The 18,070-nt window shown below is 54.4% G+C and carries 15 protein-coding genes; 8 read left to right on the top strand and 7 right to left on the bottom strand.

The genetic code is table 11. The features are described 5' to 3' along the window. Window positions 1-105 precede the first annotated feature (105 nt). From ribF to ispH, 5 genes are read left to right on the top strand one after another with little or no spacing between them, the layout of a single operon-like run. Window positions 106-1,056: a bifunctional riboflavin kinase/FAD synthetase gene (gene ribF, locus ACJAXR_RS01915; protein ID WP_415056562.1), complete on the top strand. Its 951-nt coding sequence runs from the start codon at window positions 106-108 to the stop codon at window positions 1,054-1,056. 11 nt (window positions 1,057-1,067) lie between these two features. Then, complete coding sequence (gene ileS, locus ACJAXR_RS01910; RefSeq protein WP_415056561.1) at window positions 1,068-3,899, top strand: isoleucine--tRNA ligase; 2,832 nt, start codon at window positions 1,068-1,070, stop codon at window positions 3,897-3,899. After that, window positions 3,892-4,389 (top strand): signal peptidase II, encoded by a 498-nt coding sequence (lspA, locus tag ACJAXR_RS01905; protein ID WP_415056560.1) that lies wholly within the window; start codon window positions 3,892-3,894, stop codon window positions 4,387-4,389. The genes ileS and lspA overlap by 8 nt, the downstream gene beginning before the upstream one ends. Before the next feature lie 30 nt (window positions 4,390-4,419). Further along, on the top strand, window positions 4,420-4,857 hold the full coding sequence (fkpB, locus tag ACJAXR_RS01900) for an FKBP-type peptidyl-prolyl cis-trans isomerase (RefSeq protein ID WP_415056559.1): 438 nt from the start codon (window positions 4,420-4,422) through the stop codon (window positions 4,855-4,857). A 31-nt stretch (window positions 4,858-4,888) separates the two neighbouring features. Next, window positions 4,889-5,836, top strand: a complete 948-nt coding sequence (gene ispH, locus ACJAXR_RS01895) for a 4-hydroxy-3-methylbut-2-enyl diphosphate reductase (protein WP_415056558.1) — start codon at window positions 4,889-4,891, stop codon at window positions 5,834-5,836. Between the two features lie 52 nt (window positions 5,837-5,888). On the opposite strand, the gene ACJAXR_RS01890 is transcribed toward ispH, so the two are convergent. Genes ACJAXR_RS01890 through pilB form a run of 6 tightly spaced genes read right to left on the bottom strand, consistent with a single transcriptional unit; the run spans window position 5,889 to window position 11,522 of the window. Beyond that, the gene (locus ACJAXR_RS01890) at window positions 5,889-6,878 is read right to left on the bottom strand and encodes a Nudix family hydrolase (protein WP_415056557.1); all 990 of its coding nucleotides are present in this window, start codon (window positions 6,876-6,878) and stop codon (window positions 5,889-5,891) included. Between the two features lie 4 nt (window positions 6,879-6,882). Next, complete coding sequence (locus ACJAXR_RS01885; RefSeq protein WP_415056556.1) at window positions 6,883-7,071, bottom strand: DNA gyrase inhibitor YacG; 189 nt, start codon at window positions 7,069-7,071, stop codon at window positions 6,883-6,885. Then, entirely contained in the window at window positions 7,068-7,673 is a 606-nt protein-coding gene (coaE, locus tag ACJAXR_RS01880; RefSeq protein ID WP_415056555.1) for a dephospho-CoA kinase, read from the bottom strand. Before coaE ends, ACJAXR_RS01885 begins: the two co-directional genes overlap by 4 nt. A 3-nt stretch (window positions 7,674-7,676) precedes the next feature. Then, window positions 7,677-8,549, bottom strand: a complete 873-nt coding sequence (locus ACJAXR_RS01875) for a prepilin peptidase (protein ID WP_415056554.1) — start codon at window positions 8,547-8,549, stop codon at window positions 7,677-7,679. A 3-nt stretch (window positions 8,550-8,552) separates the two neighbouring features. After that, the gene (locus ACJAXR_RS01870; RefSeq protein ID WP_415056553.1) at window positions 8,553-9,818 is read right to left on the bottom strand and encodes a type II secretion system F family protein; all 1,266 of its coding nucleotides are present in this window, start codon (window positions 9,816-9,818) and stop codon (window positions 8,553-8,555) included. A 3-nt stretch (window positions 9,819-9,821) separates the two neighbouring features. Beyond that, on the bottom strand, window positions 9,822-11,522 hold the full coding sequence (pilB, locus tag ACJAXR_RS01865) for a type IV-A pilus assembly ATPase PilB (protein WP_415056552.1): 1,701 nt from the start codon (window positions 11,520-11,522) through the stop codon (window positions 9,822-9,824). A gap of 266 nt (window positions 11,523-11,788) precedes the next feature. Here pilB and ACJAXR_RS01860 point away from each other — a divergent pair, with 266 nt between their 5' ends. From ACJAXR_RS01860 to ACJAXR_RS01850, 3 genes are all read left to right on the top strand, one after another. Then, on the top strand, window positions 11,789-12,208 hold the full coding sequence (locus ACJAXR_RS01860; protein ID WP_415056551.1) for a pilin: 420 nt from the start codon (window positions 11,789-11,791) through the stop codon (window positions 12,206-12,208). Between the two features lie 907 nt (window positions 12,209-13,115). Then, window positions 13,116-16,124 (top strand): transglycosylase domain-containing protein, encoded by a 3,009-nt coding sequence (locus ACJAXR_RS01855; RefSeq protein WP_415056550.1) that lies wholly within the window; start codon window positions 13,116-13,118, stop codon window positions 16,122-16,124. A gap of 102 nt (window positions 16,125-16,226) precedes the next feature. Next, window positions 16,227-16,655 carry an MAPEG family protein gene (locus tag ACJAXR_RS01850; protein ID WP_415056549.1) on the top strand — a complete coding sequence of 143 codons (429 nt, stop codon included), beginning with the start codon at window positions 16,227-16,229 and terminating at the stop codon, window positions 16,653-16,655. Between the two features lie 96 nt (window positions 16,656-16,751). Here the strand turns inward: ACJAXR_RS01850 and ACJAXR_RS01845 are convergent, their stop codons facing one another. Then, the gene (locus tag ACJAXR_RS01845) at window positions 16,752-17,855 is read right to left on the bottom strand and encodes a DUF2855 family protein (RefSeq protein ID WP_415056548.1); all 1,104 of its coding nucleotides are present in this window, start codon (window positions 17,853-17,855) and stop codon (window positions 16,752-16,754) included. Window positions 17,856-18,070 lie beyond the last annotated feature (215 nt).

The raw sequence follows: 18,070 nt of genomic DNA, 5'->3' as shown, positions 1-18,070 counted from the left end.
GGTTGGCCATCTAACACCCAGACTAACTCAGCGCCTGCGCATGACGCGTGGGCTGCTAAGGCTGTATACTCGCGCGTTTGAACAATCAGCCAAACAACGAGCATTATGGAACTGGTCCGCGGTCTACATAACCTGCGGCCCCGGCATCGGGGTTGTGTAGCGACAATCGGTAATTTTGACGGCGTGCATGCCGGTCATCAAGCCATTCTGAAGCGTCTGAGTGCGCATTCCGCGCGGATGGGCCTGCCCGGCTGTGTGGTGATTTTTGAGCCCCAGCCGCGTGAGTACTTCGCCCCGAATGCAGCGCCACCGCGCCTGACCCGTCTGCGTGATAAGTTGATGCTGCTTCAGGCTGAAGGGGTCGACAGAGTGCTCTGCGTCGCGTTCAATCGCCGGCTGCGAGAGTTGAGCGCCGAGGAATTTGTGCAGCAAGTGCTGATCGACGGTCTGGGCGTCAAACACCTCGAAGTGGGTGATGACTTTCGCTTTGGCTGTGACCGCAGTGGTGATTTTGCCTTTCTGCAAGGCAGCGGCGAGCGCCATAGTTTTACTGTAGAAGCAGCCAATACCGTAGCTGAAAGCGGCGAGCGGATCAGTAGCACGCGCTTGCGCCAGGTATTAGCCGACGGCGACTTCGAATTGGCCGAGCGTTTGCTGGGACGGCCGTTCAGTATTACTGGCAGGGTGATGTACGGTCAGCAGCTAGGCCGCACACTGGGTGCGCCCACCGCCAATGTTCAACTTAAGCGTCTGCATGCGCCGTTCAAAGGTGTCTTTCGTGTTAGCGCTGTACTTGATGAAGCTCCTCACAAGGGGTGTCATCAGGGTGTGGCCAATATTGGTATGCGCCCCACGGTGAAAGGTGATGGCCAGCCCCATCTCGAGGTCCATCTGTTGGGCTTTGCCGGCAATCTATACGGCCGTCACCTCACCGTCATATTTCATGAAAAACTGCGTGACGAACAACGATTCGATTCCCTGGATGCCCTGCAGGCGGCAATCACGGCAGATATTGCCGCTGCCCGCGCCCAATGGGCCTCTGACTCAAACAAGTGAGCCTGGACCAGATGACTGACTACAAAGCGACGCTGAACCTGCCGGAAACAGCCTTTCCGATGAAAGCCGGCCTGCCGACCCGAGAGCCGGAGACGCTCAAGCGCCTCGAGGGTATCGATCTGTACGGCAAGATTCGCGAAATCAGTCGCGGCCGGCCCACTTTTGTTTTGCACGATGGCCCTCCTTATGCGAACGGTGACATTCACATCGGCCACGCTGTGAACAAGATCATCAAGGACATGATTACCCGCTCCAAGACACTGTCCGGCTTTGACGCGCCCTATGTGCCTGGTTGGGATTGTCATGGTTTGCCGATTGAGCACAAGATCGAAGTGACCTACGGTAAGCACCTGGAGCCAGCCAAGACCCGCGAGCTCAGCCGTGCCTATGCTGCCAAGCAGATCGAAGGTCAAAAAACCGATTTTATCCGTCTGGGTGTGCTCGGTGAATGGAACAATCCTTACAAAACTATGGACTTCGCCAATGAGGCGGGAGAGATCCGTGCTCTGAGCAAGATGGTTGAGAAAGGTTTTGTATTCAAGGGCTTGAAGCCGGTCAACTGGTGTTTTGACTGCGGCTCGGCCCTGGCTGAAGCAGAAGTCGAATATGCCGACAAACAGTCGCCGACCATCGATGTGGGTTTCCCCTGCGCCGAGCCGGATAAATTGGCTGCCGCCTTTGGCCTGCAAGCACTGAGCAAGTCCACGCAGATGGTCATCTGGACCACAACGCCCTGGACGATTCCCGCCAACCAAGCGCTGAATGTACATCCGGAGTTCAATTATGCGCTGGTTGATGTGGGTGACCGGCTGATTGTGCTGGCCGAAGAGCTGGTCGAGAGCTGCCTTGCCCGTTACGGTCGTAGCGGTGAAGTGATCGCCGTCACTACCGGTGATACGTTGGAGCTGATTAACTTTAACCATCCTTTTTATGACCGCAAATCGCCGGTCTATCTAGCTGATTATGTCGAGCTCGGAGCCGGTACGGGTATCGTCCATTCGGCGCCCGCTTATGGCGTGGACGACTTTCACACCTGCAAGCGCTACGGCATGGTCAACGACGATATTCTGGGTCCGGTACAGGGTAATGGTGTTTATGTAGAGTCACTGGAATTCTTTGGCGGACAGTTCATCTGGAAGGCCAACCCCAATGTGGTCGCTAAACTAGAAGAAGTCGATTGCCTGCTGGCCCATGAGCAGGTCAGCCACAGCTACATGCACTGCTGGCGGCATAAAACACCGGTCATCTATCGCGCAACGGCGCAGTGGTTTGTCGGTATGGATACCCAGCCGAACGAAGGCGAAAGCTTACGCCAACGGGCCTTGGCTGCTATCGAGACAACCGATTTTGTGCCTGCGTGGGGCAAGCAGCGGCTGCATAACATGATCGCCGGACGGCCAGACTGGTGTATTTCTCGGCAGCGTAACTGGGGTGTACCCATTCCGCTGTTCCTGCACAAGGACACTGCAGAACTGCACCCGCGTACGCTTGAGCTGATCGAAGAGGTTGCCCAGCGTGTGGAGCAGGGCGGCATCGAAGCCTGGTTCGCCATGGACGCCGCCGAACTGCTTGGCGCTGAAGCCGATCAGTATGACAAGATCAGCGATACCCTTGATGTCTGGTTCGATTCGGGTACGACGCATTGGCACGTCATGCGCGGCTCGCATCCGATGGGTCATGAAGAGGGACCTAGAGCCGATCTCTACCTGGAAGGGTCTGATCAACATCGGGGCTGGTTTCACTCGTCTTTGTTGACCGGTGCCGCGATCGACGGCTGCGCACCTTACAAGACGTTGTTGACCCACGGTTTCGTCGTTGACGAAAACGGTCGCAAGATGTCCAAATCCCTCGGCAACGTGGTCGCACCTCAGGAAATCAACAACAGCCTGGGGGCAGATATTCTGCGGCTGTGGGTATCTTCGACTGATTACTCGGGCGAAATGGCTGTCTCCAAAGTGATTCTGCAGCGCAGCGCCGACGCTTATCGTCGTATTCGGAATACCGCCCGTTTCCTGCTTTCCAACCTGACCGGCTTCGATCCCGCAGAGCATTTGCTGGCACCCGAGCAGATGCTGGATCTGGATCGCTGGGCAGTGGACCGCGCGCTGCTGTTGCAGCAGGAAATCATTGAGGATTACGAAAACTACAAGTTTGGCAACGTCTATCAAAAAGTGCACAACTTCTGCGTGCAGGAGCTGGGTGGTTTCTATCTCGACATCATCAAGGATCGCCAGTACACGACAGGTGCCAACAGCGCCGCGCGTAGGTCCTGTCAGACGGCCATGTATCATATCGTCGAGGCACTGACCCGCTGGATCGCGCCGATTCTGGCGTTTACATCCGAAGAGCTGTGGGAGCATCTGCCGGGTGAGCACAACGATTCCGTTATGCTTAATACCTGGTATGAAGCGCTCTTCGCACTGCCGGAAAAGACGAACTTCGGCCGCGCGTTTTGGGACGAAGTCATGGCGGTGAAGGTAGCGGTTAACCGCGAGATCGAAAACCTGCGCAAGGAAAAGGTTATCGGCGGAAGTCTGCAGGCTGAAGTCACCTTGCACGCCGACGCAGCTTTGGCTGATAAATTGGCGTGTTTAGGCGATGAGTTACGTTTTGTGCTGATTACGTCCCAGGCGGGTATTGCGCCACTAGACGCTGCGGGCCCAGACTCTGTAACAACAGAGCTACCGAGTCTGAAGCTGAGCATCGTGAAATCAAGTCACACCAAGTGTGCGCGTTGCTGGCATCTGCGTCCCGATGTGGGATCTCATGCAGCACACCCTGAACTGTGCGGCCGCTGCATCGACAATATTGAAGGTCCGGGTGAGGTGCGCAAGCATGCCTGATTTGCGCCAGGGCAGCCTGCGTTGGTTGTGGATTGCGGTTCTGGTGATTGCACTGGATCTGTTGACCAAATGGGTTGCACTTCAGCAGTTGGAGCTTTACCAGCAGGTGCCGGTCATCGACGGCCTGTTTAGTTTCACTCTGGCGTTCAACCCCGGCGCGGCATTCAGCTTTTTGGCTGATGCTGGTGGCTGGCAGCGCTGGTTCTTCACTGCCATTGCGGTCGGCGTCAGTGCCATGTTGCTGATTTGGATGGCCCGGCTGCCGCGTATAAAGCGGCTTGAGCCGATTGCGCTTGCGCTTATTCTCGGTGGCGCACTGGGTAATCTTTACGATCGGATAATGCATGGCCACGTGGTGGACTTTATTCTGGTGCATTGGCAGCAGAGTTGGTTTTTTCCAGCGTTCAATCTTGCCGATAGCAGTATTACTGTTGGCGCGGCGCTATTGATTTTGGATATGTTCATCAGCAAACCGGACAAACCCGCCTAAAAGCTAGACATCGACTAAAGGGGCTGAATTATGACCGAGACGCGCATCAATCACGACACGCAAGTGACGCTACACTTCACCCTCAAATTGCCGGGCGGCGAAGCCATCGACTCCACCAAAGACAAAGGCCCAGCCACGTTTAAAGTGGGTGACGGGAGCCTGTTGCCCGGTTTTGAGCAGAGCCTGTTCGGCCTCAAAGCCGGTGACCAGCGTAGCTTTCAGATCGAGCCTGAGCGTGGTTTTGGCCCCGGTAATCCGCAGAACGTCCAGAACGTACCGCGCGACCAGTTTGTCGAGATGGAGCTTGAAACGGGCTTAATGATCATCTTCCGTGACGCAGCCGGCGGCGAAATGCCCGGCATGGTCAAGACCATTCATGACACGACAGTAGACGTCGACTTCAACCATCCACTGGCGGGCAAGACGATTACGTTCGACGTAGAGATTCTGGAAGTCACACTGCTCTGACGTTCACCACACCCCAATCACCGAGGCACCCATGCAGATCAAACTGGCCAACCCCCGCGGCTTTTGCGCTGGCGTAGATCGCGCCATCGAGATCGTCAACCGTGCGCTGGAAGTCTTCGGTGCCCCCATCTATGTTCGGCATGAAGTGGTACACAACAAGTTTGTGGTTGAAGATCTGCGTAATCGGGGCGCGATCTTTGTGGAAGAGATCAAGGAGGTTCCTGATGACGTCATCGTTATCTTCAGCGCCCACGGCGTTTCCCAGGCCGTACGCAAAGAGGCCGAAGACCGAGGGCTCAAGATCTTTGATGCGACCTGCCCGCTGGTAACCAAGGTGCATATGGAAGTAGCACGCTACAGCCGCGATGGCCTGGAGTGTATCTTGATCGGCCATGCTGGACACCCAGAGGTTGAAGGCACCATGGGGCAATACGATGCGCGCAAAGGCGGAGCCATCTATCTGGTGGAAGACGAGCAGGACGTAGCTAAACTGGAAGTTAAAGATCCAAGCCGTCTTGCCTTCGTTACCCAAACTACATTGTCGATGGATGACACGGCCCGCGTTATAGACGCACTCAGGGCGCGTTTTCCGGCCATTGACGGTCCGCGTAAGGATGATATCTGCTACGCGACCCAGAACCGCCAGGATGCGGTCAAAGAGCTTGCTGCAGGTTGCGACCTGGTGTTGGTGGTGGGTAGTCCGAACAGCTCGAACTCCAACCGACTCCGAGAGCTGTCCGAGCGCATGGGCACGCCGGCCTACTTGATCGACGGTGCCGAAGAAATCCAGCCAGCCTGGCTAGAAGGTATAAAGCATATCGGAATCACTGCCGGTGCATCAGCCCCGGATATTCTGGTCCGCCAGGTTATCCAGCGTCTACACGGGATGGGCGCCACCGGTGCAGAAGAGCTGGCTGGTCAGGCAGAAAATATAATCTTCAGCATGCCGAAAGAGCTGCGCGTGGTGTCGTTGGACTGATCAAGGATTTAGAAATAGAAAATTAGCATGGGCGAGCGGTCGCGCGTCTTTATTACTGTGTAGTATCCGGCCATAATCCCGAAATGCCGGCTATACCCTGCGCGCCGATCCTCTGAGCCTGGTCCAGGTCGTCCTTCGTCAGCCCGCCGAGCAAATACACTGGCACATTCACCAAGGCAATTAACTCCGCTGCGCGGCTCCATCCCAGATGAGGGGCGCCAGGATGGCTTTGGGTCGGTAGGACAGGAGACAGGGTGACAAAGTCCACGCCAATGGCCGCGGCCATCTGCAGTTCCTGCTCATCATGGCAAGAAGCAACCAACCAACCACACCACACCTCATCTCCCGGTAGGAGCGGCGGCCCCGCCGCGAAGCGCTCCCCCTTACACCACCCAGCTTGATACAACGCCCGCAACTGCCTGGCCGTCAAATGCCAACCCGCTCCATCTGCAGGCGGCACTGCCCCCTTACATATCCATATAAACACATCACCCAACCGTTCCACCAGCCCGGCAGCCAAGTGCTCATACTCCCCCGATCCCAGCCTGGTCTGACGCAACTGGACCATCTCAATACCCACCGCTTCAGCTAGCTCCAGCCCAGCTATCAATTCCTCACTATCCGACCCATCAGGCGTAATCAAATAATACGGGGGGAGACTAGCCGCGGTAACAATAGGCTTATTAGCAGCAGGAAACGCGTACTCACTCAGTTCGGCGGTGGTTACCCATCGGATAGGTTGACCCTCAGCACCATGAGCTTCCCCCTCAAAACCATCAACCAGCCACACATCCAACCGTACCGATTTATCGGCATAGTCATGGCTAATATCGATCAAGGGACGAGCAGAGGTAACTGATATACCCAGTTCTTCAAGCAGCTCACGCCGCAACCCATCAAGCCGCTCTTCGCCTGTCTCGAGCTTGCCACCCGGAAACTCCCACAGCCCACCTTGGTGGGCGGTTTCAGGGCGCCGGGCAATAAGCGTGCGGCCATCACGTCGTATCACCGCAGCCATGACATGAATACGATTTGGGCTCATCAGGTTAATGCTGGGGCAAATCGCCAGAGTAAATGTCCTGCTCGAGTTCTTCGCCAGGCACGACATGCTCTTCCGCCGCCCAGGCACCCAGATCGATAAGGCGACAGCGGGGTGAACAAAAGGGTCGATCCGGAAAAGCTTCGTCCCAGGTGACGGGAGCGCTACAGGTAGGGCATTGCAGATTGCGGGTCATGTATTTTCTCCGGCGGCCAGGCTTAAATAACGCTGATGCAACACATCCACCTGTTTGTGGAGCGCTGCCAGATCCTGGTCGTTGCTGACTACGTCGTGGGCATGCTTCAGGCGCTCTTCGCGCGTGGCCTGTGCTTGCATGATGGCTTTGATCTGTTGCTGCGGCACGTTATCGCGCAGCGTAGTGCGCAGTAGCTGGGTCTCCTCTGATACATCGACGACAAGAACCCGATCGGTCATAAGATGCTGTCCCGACTCGACGAGCAGAGGAGAAACAAGCAATGCATACGTGGATTGTGCAGAGGCAAGATCAGTGACGATTTCTTTGCGGATCAGCGGATGTAGCAGGGCTTCAAGCCATAGCCGCTCCTGCGGATCGCTGAATATCCTGTCGCGCAGCGCAGCCCGGTCAAGCTCTCCGGAGGCTTGAACAACAGTCTCGCCAAAGTGATCCACAATCGCTTGCAAAGCGGTGCGCCCCGGCTCTACTACGACGCGCGATTTGAGGTCCGCATCTACGACGTGGATGCCGTGCTTTACCGCAAAACGCAGTGCAACGGCAGACTTGCCACTGCCAATGCCCCCGGTCAAACCAATGATCATTTTTTAGAATCCGGCAATTTGAAGGTATTTGCCGGTTATTGTGTCACCCCAGATCAGAGCAATCCACCCGGCGATAGCCAGATAAGGGCCAAAAGGCAGGGGGGTGGCGTTGGACTGGCCCCGTGTTTTGAGAATGATAATGCCCAGAATGGCACCGACCAGAGATGACAGCAGTATGGTGAGCGGAAGAACCTGCCATCCCCCCCAGGCACCCAGCATGGCCAGGAGCTTGAAATCACCGTAGCCCATGCCTTCCTTGCCAGTTATCAGCTTGAATGCCCAGAAAACCAGCCAGAGGCTCAGATAGCCAGCTACAGCGCCCCATAGAGCGGTATTCAGATCGGTAAAAAGTCCGAAGCTATTCACGATTAGACCTAGCCACAGCAGGGGCAGCACAATGACGTCGGGCAATAGCTGAGTATCTGCGTCGATAAGACTGAGGCTGATCAGGGCCCATGTCAGAACCAGCATCGCGCCAGCTTCCCAGCCAAATCCGAACTGCCAGGCAACTACTGCGGACAAGGCCGCTGTGAGTAACTCGACTGCCGGGTAGCGGAAACTGATGCGCTCGCGACAATGACCGCATCGGCCTCTCAGAAGCGCGAAGCTAATAACGGGTAGGTTTTGCCAAGCCTTGATCTCGGTAGAGCAATGCGGACAGTGGGAGTGCGGTAAGATGAGGTTAAACGTGGTATCCGGCGGCTGCTCTCCATCAGGATCGAGCATCTCTCTACTTTGGCGCAGCCAGTCGCGCTCTATCATTATCGGCAGGCGATGAATCACCACATTCAGAAAGCTGCCTACAATCAGACCAAGCAGGCTAGTGAGAAAAATAAAGGAGTGTACATTGTTGGCCAGATAATCAATGAGAGGCATCGGTTAAACTACGTTACCCAGCTGGAAGATGGGTAGGTACATAGCAATGATCAGGCCGCCGACCAATACACCCAAAACGACCATGATCATAGGCTCCATCAGGGTAGTCAGGTTGTCTACCGCGTTGTCGACCTCGGCCTCGTAGTAGTCAGCAACCTTGTCTAACATCCCGTCAAGGTTACCCGATTCTTCACCAATGCCCGCCATCTGAATGGCAAGTGAAGGGAACACATTGGTGGTCCGCATAGAGAAATTCAGCTGTGAACCGGCCGACACGTCTTCCTTGATTTGCATGACAGCATTGTAAAAAACGATGTTGCCTGCCGCGCCAGCGACCGAATCAAGAGCATCAACCAGCGGCACACCGGCTGCGAAGGTAGTAGAAAGAGTGCGTGCATATCGCGCCACTGCGGCTTTGTAGATGATATCGCCGATGATTGGGGCTTTGAGCAAAAGCCGGTCCTGACCATCGCGAAATTTCTTCGATTTAAGATGTACCTTGGTATATATAAAACCGACAATAATGAATCCAATAAGAATAATGAACCACCATGCTTGCAGCCATTCGGATAGACTAATCACCATTAAAGTGAAGGTTGGAAGCTCAGCGCCGAAGCTGGCGAACACTTCCTTGAACTGAGGCACGACCTTCAGCAACAAAATAGCGGTTACTATAATTGCAACCACGACCACTGAAATAGGATAAGTCATGGCTTTTTTAATTTTGGCTTTTAGGGCTTCAGTCTTTTCTTTGTAGGTCGCAATACGATCCAACAACGACTCAAGTCGACCTGACTGCTCTCCGGATTCAACCAGATTACAAAACAGATCATCAAAGTACTTGGGATGCTGGCGTAACGAATCTGCCAAGGTATTGCCGGCGGCTACATCAACCTTGATTTCATTTATCAACTTCTGGAAGTTAGGATTTTCTGTGCCTTCAGCGATGATGTCGAATGACTGAATGATAGGCACCCCCGACTTCATCATGGTAGCTAACTGGCGGGTAAAAAACGCTATGTCCAGCGGCTTGATTTTTTTGCCTTTGCTGCTGAATAGAGTCGATTTCTTATTTACCTTGGATACCAGAATACCCTGTTTTCGCAGTTGAGCTTTAACCAGCGCCGGATTGGTGCCCTGCATCTCGCCAGCGACCTTGGTGCCTTTGCGGTCTTTGCCTTCCCACTTGTAAGTAGAAGACTTAACTTCTTTTGCAGCCTTTCTTTTCGCTGGTGCTGCTTTTCTTTTTATCGCTGCTTGTTGCGCCATGACTTAATCCTTGGTGACACGGTTGACTTCCGCCAGGCTGGTTACGCCTTGCTCTACCTTCATCAAGGCAGACTGTCGCAGGTTACGGAAACCTTCGCTCTGGGCGACCTCTGATATCTCGATTGAGTTGCCATCTTCCATGATAATACGCTGCATGGCTGGCGTGATCTTGACTACCTCATAAATCCCCACTCGTCCTTTATAACCATCTTTACAACTTTCGCAACCCACAGGGCCGTAAATTGTGATGCCGGCATCTATTTTTTCAGCGTGAAAGCCCTCTTCCAGCAAAACATCGCGCGGTACTTCCATTGGCTTCTTGCACAACTTGCATAAACGCCTGGCTAGCCGCTGAGCGATAATCAGGTTTACTGAGGTGGCGATATTGAATGACGGTACACCCATATTGCGCATTCGGGTTAGCGTTTCAGCGGCACTGTTGGTGTGCAGCGTCGACAGAACCATGTGCCCAGTCTGTGCCGCCTTGACTGCAATTTCCGCCGTTTCTAGGTCACGAATCTCACCGACCATGATGATGTCGGGATCCTGACGCAGAAACGCTCGTAAGGCCTTGGAAAAATCCAGTCCCTGCTTGAGATTCACGTTGACCTGATTGATCCCTTCTAGGTTGATTTCTACGGGATCTTCGGCAGTAGAGATATTACGTTCAACCGTGTTGAGAATATTCAGACCGGTATAGAGGGAAACTGTTTTGCCTGAGCCGGTCGGGCCGGTCACCAGGATCATGCCCTGCGGCTTAGACAGGGCTGTCATGTACATTTCTTTCTGATCGTCTTCATAGCCCAGTGCATCAATACCCATCTTGGCGCTCTCAGCGTCCAGGATACGCAACACCACCTTTTCTCCCCACAGCGTGGGCAGCGTATTCACGCGAAAGTCGATCGCCTTGTTCTTGGATATCTTCATCTTGATACGGCCGTCCTGCGGCTTGCGCCGTTCAGCCATATCCATCGCTGACATGACTTTTAGTCGAGCGGCGATACGCACACCCAGCTGCACCGGGGGTTTGGCGATTTCATGCAGAATACCGTCAGTGCGGAAGCGAACCCGGTACATTTTTTCGTAGGGTTCAAAGTGCAAGTCGGATGAGCCCATGCGCACAGCATCAAGCAGCATCTTGTTGACAAAGCGAACGATGGGCGCATCGTCGGCATCGCTACCGCCATCCTGCTTGTCATCTTCGTTGATGACTTGTACGTCAAGGTTGTCAAGAGCCTCATCCGCCATGTCGCCTAGGCCACCGGAGGGGCTGTCGAGAAACTTCTCAATAGCAATATGTAGTTTGTCGTCCTCGACCATTACAGCATCCGTCATCAAACCGGTATTGAACTGAATGTCGCTTAGTGCTTGCTGATTGGTAGGGTCTGAAAGCCCGAGAAACAATCTCGAGCCACGTTTGAACAAAGGAATCACAGAATGCTGGCGGATCAGCTTTTCGCTGACCAGATCACGCGGTTGGGCTTCGCCGTCGATCGCTGAGAGGTCGCAATACGGATAGCCAAACTCTTCGGCACAGAGCATCGCCAGGTCTTTCGCATTGGCCAGCTTGTGTTGCACTAAATAGGTAATAAAGGGGATCTTATTCTGTGACGCCTGCTTGCTGGCCTTGCTGGCAGCTTGGGCATCCAAAAGCTGATCCTGGACTATGCGCCGGGCTAGGCCGGAGAGGGCGGGAGTTTCCATAGGCAGAAGCTGTCTCGATCCGTTTTTAGATGGTATTTAACTTTCGACTATAGTACAGCAGGGCTCTGCAGGACACATAACTTGAATCGAAAGTTCCGCTGATGTGACGAAATGCGTCACTCTGTGACGATTCAGGTGATGGTTTAGGGGCGCAAATCGGGTATCAAACCCTTGGGTGCGCCCGGAATTGAGGGTTTATATATATTGGCATGGTTACTGCTTTAATATTGGAGCCTCATAGTTAAAAACACACAAGGGAGTTGACCATGAAACAGGTTCAGAAAGGTTTTACATTGATCGAACTGATGATCGTTGTTGCGATCATTGGTATTTTGGCGGCTATTGCATTGCCTGCGTATCAGGATTACATCAAGCGTGCAGCTTACACTGAAGTTGTTGGGGCAATGGCACCTTACAAACTTGCAGTTGCGGAATCCTTCCAGAACGGTAATGCCCTCGTTGTTTTGGACGCTGGTACTAACGGTATTCCGCCAGTTCCCGCGGCTTCTACCGCAAAAGCTTTTAACAGCCTTGGAATTGTGGATGGCGTTATAACTGCCACACCAAATGCTTACAAAGGCATTTTAGCCACTGAAACATGCGTCCTTTCTCCAACAGTTGACGGCGAACGCCTCACTTGGCTTTACTCTGGCTCATGTGTAACCGAGGGTTATGCCAAAAATTAATTTTGATAGATCGGGGTCATGTCTTGCCTTTTGCCCTTAGCCTGTCTGTTTGATTCCGGCCTCGAAATAAGCCCTTCGTAAAAATCTCCGCTCTGTGCGGGGGGGTTGCGTAATTGGGGTCAGATGAACGTTTTGGTCTGACCCTGATGCCCATTTTAAGCTCGATGGTCTAACACCAATCCCCGGTCCTCCGGGGATTGGTGTTTCTGCCTTCCGCGGTTATTTAAAAGTCATAAGAGCTTTATTTTTTGGCTGGGCGGCCGGTTTTAGCAAGCCGCGCTGATTGGCCAGTCAGTCTTTCGATTTGATCTTTGAATCTGTCGTTGCCAATTACGAGCACGCTTAACGTTATTCGGCTTATCGTTTCGGTGAGTTCCACGAGCAGGTGTTTTGAACAAAAGATTGTGGAAGTTAGATTGGCGAGCTTCTAGCGTGTCGCCAAGCTGCTGGTATAAAGGATGGGGAGTGACCAGTAGCGACGGTTTGCCGTGTGCATTGCCGCGATAGTTACTTTAGCGATACGTGTTGGGAGCGCAGACCATTGCGGCGCGTACTGGGCCTATTTCGATACAGGGCTGACATTGCAGCAGGTAGCCATCGGAGTCGATCAGGCAGAATCTTTATTGGCTTTTCCACGCTGTGCCGGTGCAGTGACGGCGGTCCTTGAAGTTGCGTATAGATCGCTGACCCGGGCAGGAGTAGCGGCCCCGCCGCGAAGGGTTTGCTGCTTAATGCTGAAGTTCTGATGATTGCTAGGTTAGCACCTTCGCGGCCAGGAGGCCGCTCGTACCACCTTAAGGCTGAATATCCTGCCGAGTTGGCATTTTCTCGCTACTGACCGAAACCACGGCTATTCCACCCCACACCTCTCCAGTAGACTGGCGTGAAATTATACTGGGGAGGCAATATGCGGCATCGTCCATGGCTTCTTTTGGGTATTTTGCTGGTGGCGCTGGCGTTGTTGATCAGTGAGGAGATTCAGCATTCCTACTATCAATCCAGATTCGTCAGTGAGTACGCGTCCCAACTGACCTATGAGTTGACCGACAGCCCTAGTGAGAAGGTTATCTATCCCGAGTACGGCCCTTTTGACTGGCGCTATGGTTATACGACGTTGCCTATTCTGGTGCCTCGCTTGCAGTCTCTGGGCTATTCGGTGGTCTTTCAGGCGCGTTTTTCTGATCCCTTGCTGCGCTATGTGGAGCAGGGTTTTTATCCGCCCTTTGATGAGAAGACCGAATCCGGTCTGAGCATTCGCGACTGTCGCGGTGAGTCGGTCTTTGATTTTCATTACCCTGGCCGCTACTACCTTGATTACCAGCAGGTGCCAACGTTGCTGGCCGAATCTTTGTTGTTCATCGAAGATCGTGACTTGTTAAGTAGCGAGCATCCCAATGCCAACCCTGCGGTGAATTGGCTGCGCCTGGCGGGTGCGTCGGTATCGCTGGCGAGTAGCCGCTTTAATGCCGATCGTTCAACCCCTGGGGCGAGTACTCTGGCGACGCAGATTGAAAAGTATCGCCATTCTCTTGAGGGCCGCACTCAGGGCTTGGAAGATAAGCTGATGCAGATGGGGTCTGCGAGTGTGCGAGCTTACACGAACGGTCCGAATACACTGGACGCACGCCGGCAGTTGGTGCTCGATTATATTAATACAGTGCCGCTCGCAGCGGCGCCTGGGCATGGTGAAGTCAATGGTGTTGGCGATGGTCTGTGGGTGTGGTTTGCCGAGGATATCGACCGTTTTAGTCTGCGTTTGTCCGGCCATGAAGATCTCTCAGGGCAGGCGATTGCGCTGCGTCAGGCCTTGGCTCTGATGATCGCCCAGCGCCGACCTTCCTATTACTTGCTGCAGGGGCGCGCTGATCTGAATGAGCTGATTGACAGCCACTTGCGTCTACTGACGCGTGAGGGCGTGATTGAAGCTGCACTGCGCGACGAAGCTCTGGTTCAGCCGTTGGTGTTTCGTAATTGGATTGAGGCGCCTTTGCGCCAGCGCTTTGCGGTGGATAAGGCGATCACCGTTGCGCGGGCCCGGCTGTCTGGCCTGCTAGGCCAATCGCAGTATGCCGTTGATCGCTATGACCTGCAGGCTGACACCAGTTTGCATGGAGAGTTACAACAACAGGTCAGCGCCTATCTGGAAAGCTTGTCGACGCCAGACATGGCTGGGGAAATCGGGCTGTTGGGTGAGCGCCTGCTCTCGCCGGAAAAGGTTGGTGATGTGCGCTACAGCTTCACCCTGATGCAACATGGTGCAGACGGTAATCAGGTACGGGTGCAGACGGATAATACGGGTTTACCCTTCGATCTGAACGAGGGTAGCAAGCTTGAGCTGGGGTCCACGGCGAAGTTGCGTGTATTGGCGACCTATCTTGAGATCATTGCTGAGCTGCATCAGAGATTAAGCCAAGCAGATCAGCAGTTGCTGGCTAAATTGCGCGCCGATAATGAGAACGTATTGGCGGTGTGGGCAGCGGGTTATTTGAGCGCATACCCCCAGGCGACCTTGGCACAAACGTTGGAAGCCGCGCTGGAGCGACGCTATTCGGCGAATCCTGATGAGCGTTTCTTTACTGGTGGGGGCGTGCAGCGTTTCGCCAATTTTCGCCGCGAAGACAACGGCCGAAATCCGACGCTGCGCGAATCCTTGCGGGAGTCGATCAACCTGCCGTTTGTGCGCCTGATGCGCGATATTCTGCGCTATGCGATCTATCAGTCGCCGGAAAGCAGTATGAATGTGATGCGTGACGATAAAGATCCGGCGCGCAAGGTGTATTTAGAGCGGTTTGCGGACAAGGAAGGGCAGACCTTCTTACTGCGCTTCTGGCGCAAGTATGCGGACTTGACCGAACAGGAGCGGCTGGATGTCTTTCTGGATGGTCTACGACCGACGGCTAGTCGTCTGGCGGCGGTGCATCGCTATTTATACCCGGAGGCCGATGCAACCACGTTCAATGCTTTTATGCAGTCTCAGCCGGGGATGAGCGAGCTGGGTAGCGCTCGCCTGGGCAGTCTGTATCGAGATTATGGCCCTGGCAGTTACGATTTGCCGGACCAGGGCTATATCGCGAGGGTGCATCCGTTGGAGTTGTGGTTGGTGGGCTATTTGCGCCGTCAGCCTGTGAGCAGTTTCAGCAGCGCGGTGGAGGCCAGTCAGGCTGAACGGCAAGAGGTCTATGGCTGGCTGTTCAGGACTCGTCACCGTAGCGCGCGGGATTCACGTATCCGTACCATGCTGGAAGTCGAGGCGTTCCTGGAAGTGCATCGGCGCTGGAAGCGGCTGGGCTATCCATTCGAGTATCTCGTTCCCTCATTGGGTACCGCTTTGGGCAGTTCCGGGGATCGTCCGGCGGCACTGGCGGAGCTGATGGGTGTGATCCAGAACAAGGGTATGCGCTTCCCGAGCCGCCGCATCAATGACCTGCATTTTGCTGCGGGCACGCCTTATGAAGTTCGTTTAGAACGCCAGGAAGATGTGGGCGTACAGGTAATGCATGGGGATGTGGCTGCGGCGTTGAAAGGTGTGCTGTCCGAGGTCGTGGATGGGGGTACTGCGCGCCGGTTACAGGGTACCTTTGTTGATGCGCAGGGACAGGCCATGGCCCTTGGTGGTAAGACGGGAACGGGTGATAACCGCATTCACAGCCTGTTTGCCGGTGGTCGGTCGACCAGCAGCCAGGTGATGAATCGCACGGCTACTTTTGTGTTCTTTCTTGGGGACAACCATTTCGGTACCTTGACTGCGTTTGTACCGGGTAAAGCAGCAGATGGGTTTAGGTTCACCTCTGCGTTGCCGGTGCAGGTTTTGAAGGGGATGGCGCCGATACTGCAATCGTATCTGCAGCAGGGTGAGGGAGGGTGTGAACCGTCTCAAAATACCTCTGCATCCTCCACTCCCAGTCATTCCCGCTAACGCGGGAACCCATTTTGACTTTGCTGCTTTTTGATGACCCTTGGCTAAATAGAGTATTTACTCTATCCTCGTTTTTCCAACAAAAATAATGAGGTTTCTGCCATGTCTTCTGCTTTGTCTCCTTCCGCTATTGCTGTTTTGGGTCTTGCTGCCTGGATGCTGGTGTTGCTGTTTGTAATGGTCAATCAACGTGGGCTTCTGGTGTTGTCCGGGAAGATGAAAGTGAATGCGTTTGCGCCGGATGGGAGCAATACGCCCGACGGCCTTGGCCGCCGCCTTGTGCGTGCGCATGCCAACTGTGTTGAGAACGTTCCTCTGCTCCTTGCGGTACTGCTTTACGCTCTGGCGACAGGTAACTCGGCTGTCACTGATGGCCTGGCTTTGTTGATGCTGGGGGCAAGGATATTCCAGTCGGTCATGCATCTGATCAGCACGGCGCAGATATTTGTCTGGCTGCGATTCGCTGGATTTCTAACTCAGCTGGTTATTCTTGGCTGGTGGTTATTGCTGTTGTCTGGATTGGTTGGCTAGACCCGGTTTGACGATAGTGGGGGGCCAGAGGATGTCCGGTATTTAGCCAGTGAACCGAATCCATGGCAGCAATTATGACTGCCATGGATAGAACGCTCAGGGCTTGAGTATCAGCCCCTGATCCGGTCGGATGTCGCCGTGCAGGGTGTCCAGATAGGCCTGACGCATGCTTTCCTGGCCCTTGAGCTCGGTCACTTTCATCCAGCCTTCGACCGAGGTCACCAGCGGCGCCCATAGCTTGGCAAAATTCTGCATTAGCTCGGCATTGCCGACTTCCTTGCCGCGCTTTTCCCAGTAACCGGGGGCGAAGAAGACTTCGGGTTTTGCGCCGGGCATGTTCTTGTCGCCACCGCGGGCGTCCCAGTGGGCGGCGCCGACCAATGAACTGAACAACATGTTGTCGGCAAAATGCTTATGCAGGTCTGCCAGTACCTCTCCGTTGCCGGCAAAATCTACTGATACGGTGCCCTGGGTTGCATCGAGCTTGCCGATATCGGCATAGCTGACAACCTTGTCGTAATACCCCAGGCTCTCTACGAACGCAGTATTACCAGGGGAGGTCAGTGCCGTGATGGTCAGCTGTTTGCCTCGTGCCTGGCGTTGATGCTGGAGCATGAATGCCAGCCCGAGCGCGGTTTTGCTTGAGGCGCTGGTCAGTATTATCTGGTCGGCGCCGAAAAAGTCCTGGGTAGCCAGAAAATCGTCCAGCAGGAAGGAGGTAATCAGCAGCGGCCGCAGGAGCATTTGCAGTGCTTCGTGCTCAGGCCGGTACGCGGGGTCGGCTACTGTGAATAGATATTGATTATACGCGGTCGCTAGATGCTGACGGTGCTCGGCGGTATCCAGAAAGCTGCTCTTGCTCACTTTGCCGGGTTTGACGATCAGCTGGTTGGCCATGGGTAGATAACCGTATACGCGCGTACCCGTCTTTATCTCTGGGTGGCGCGATGCGGTGACATCGGCAAAGCCCCAGACCGGGATTTGTCCCCAGGGTGCTTCGACGGGGAAAAAGTCCCAGTATTTGAAGCGCTTGCCCAGCGCTGCATAGGTAATGTTGTTGGCCGTGAAGGCAAAATGATCGACTGTCAGCAGGGCCTCGCCGTCGGCCAGCTGATCAGCGCCGGTGTGCGGCAGTTCTAGCGTGGCACAATTTTCAAGATCGTTCTGGTCGACTACGAATGTGTGATTGCTGTCGGTCATGGGAAATAACTCTCTGCTAGGGTGAATACCAGCATAGCTTGCCTGATCACGCATGCTGGGTCTGCCTGAAATCATCAGGTCGATAGCGTGTAATAAGGGTAAGTGAGATCCATTTTGCCCAGTGCATGTAATATTTTGTACGGGCACTGGCGCAAGGCTGGCGGCGTGCTAGATTATTGCGCCTGCAACCGCTGGCATCCGCCCTGTAGGAGGGG

Source organism: Halopseudomonas sp. (assembly GCF_047631575.1).
GTDB lineage: Bacteria > Pseudomonadota > Gammaproteobacteria > Pseudomonadales > Pseudomonadaceae > Halopseudomonas.
This window is presented reverse-complemented; position numbering and strand designations above follow the sequence as displayed.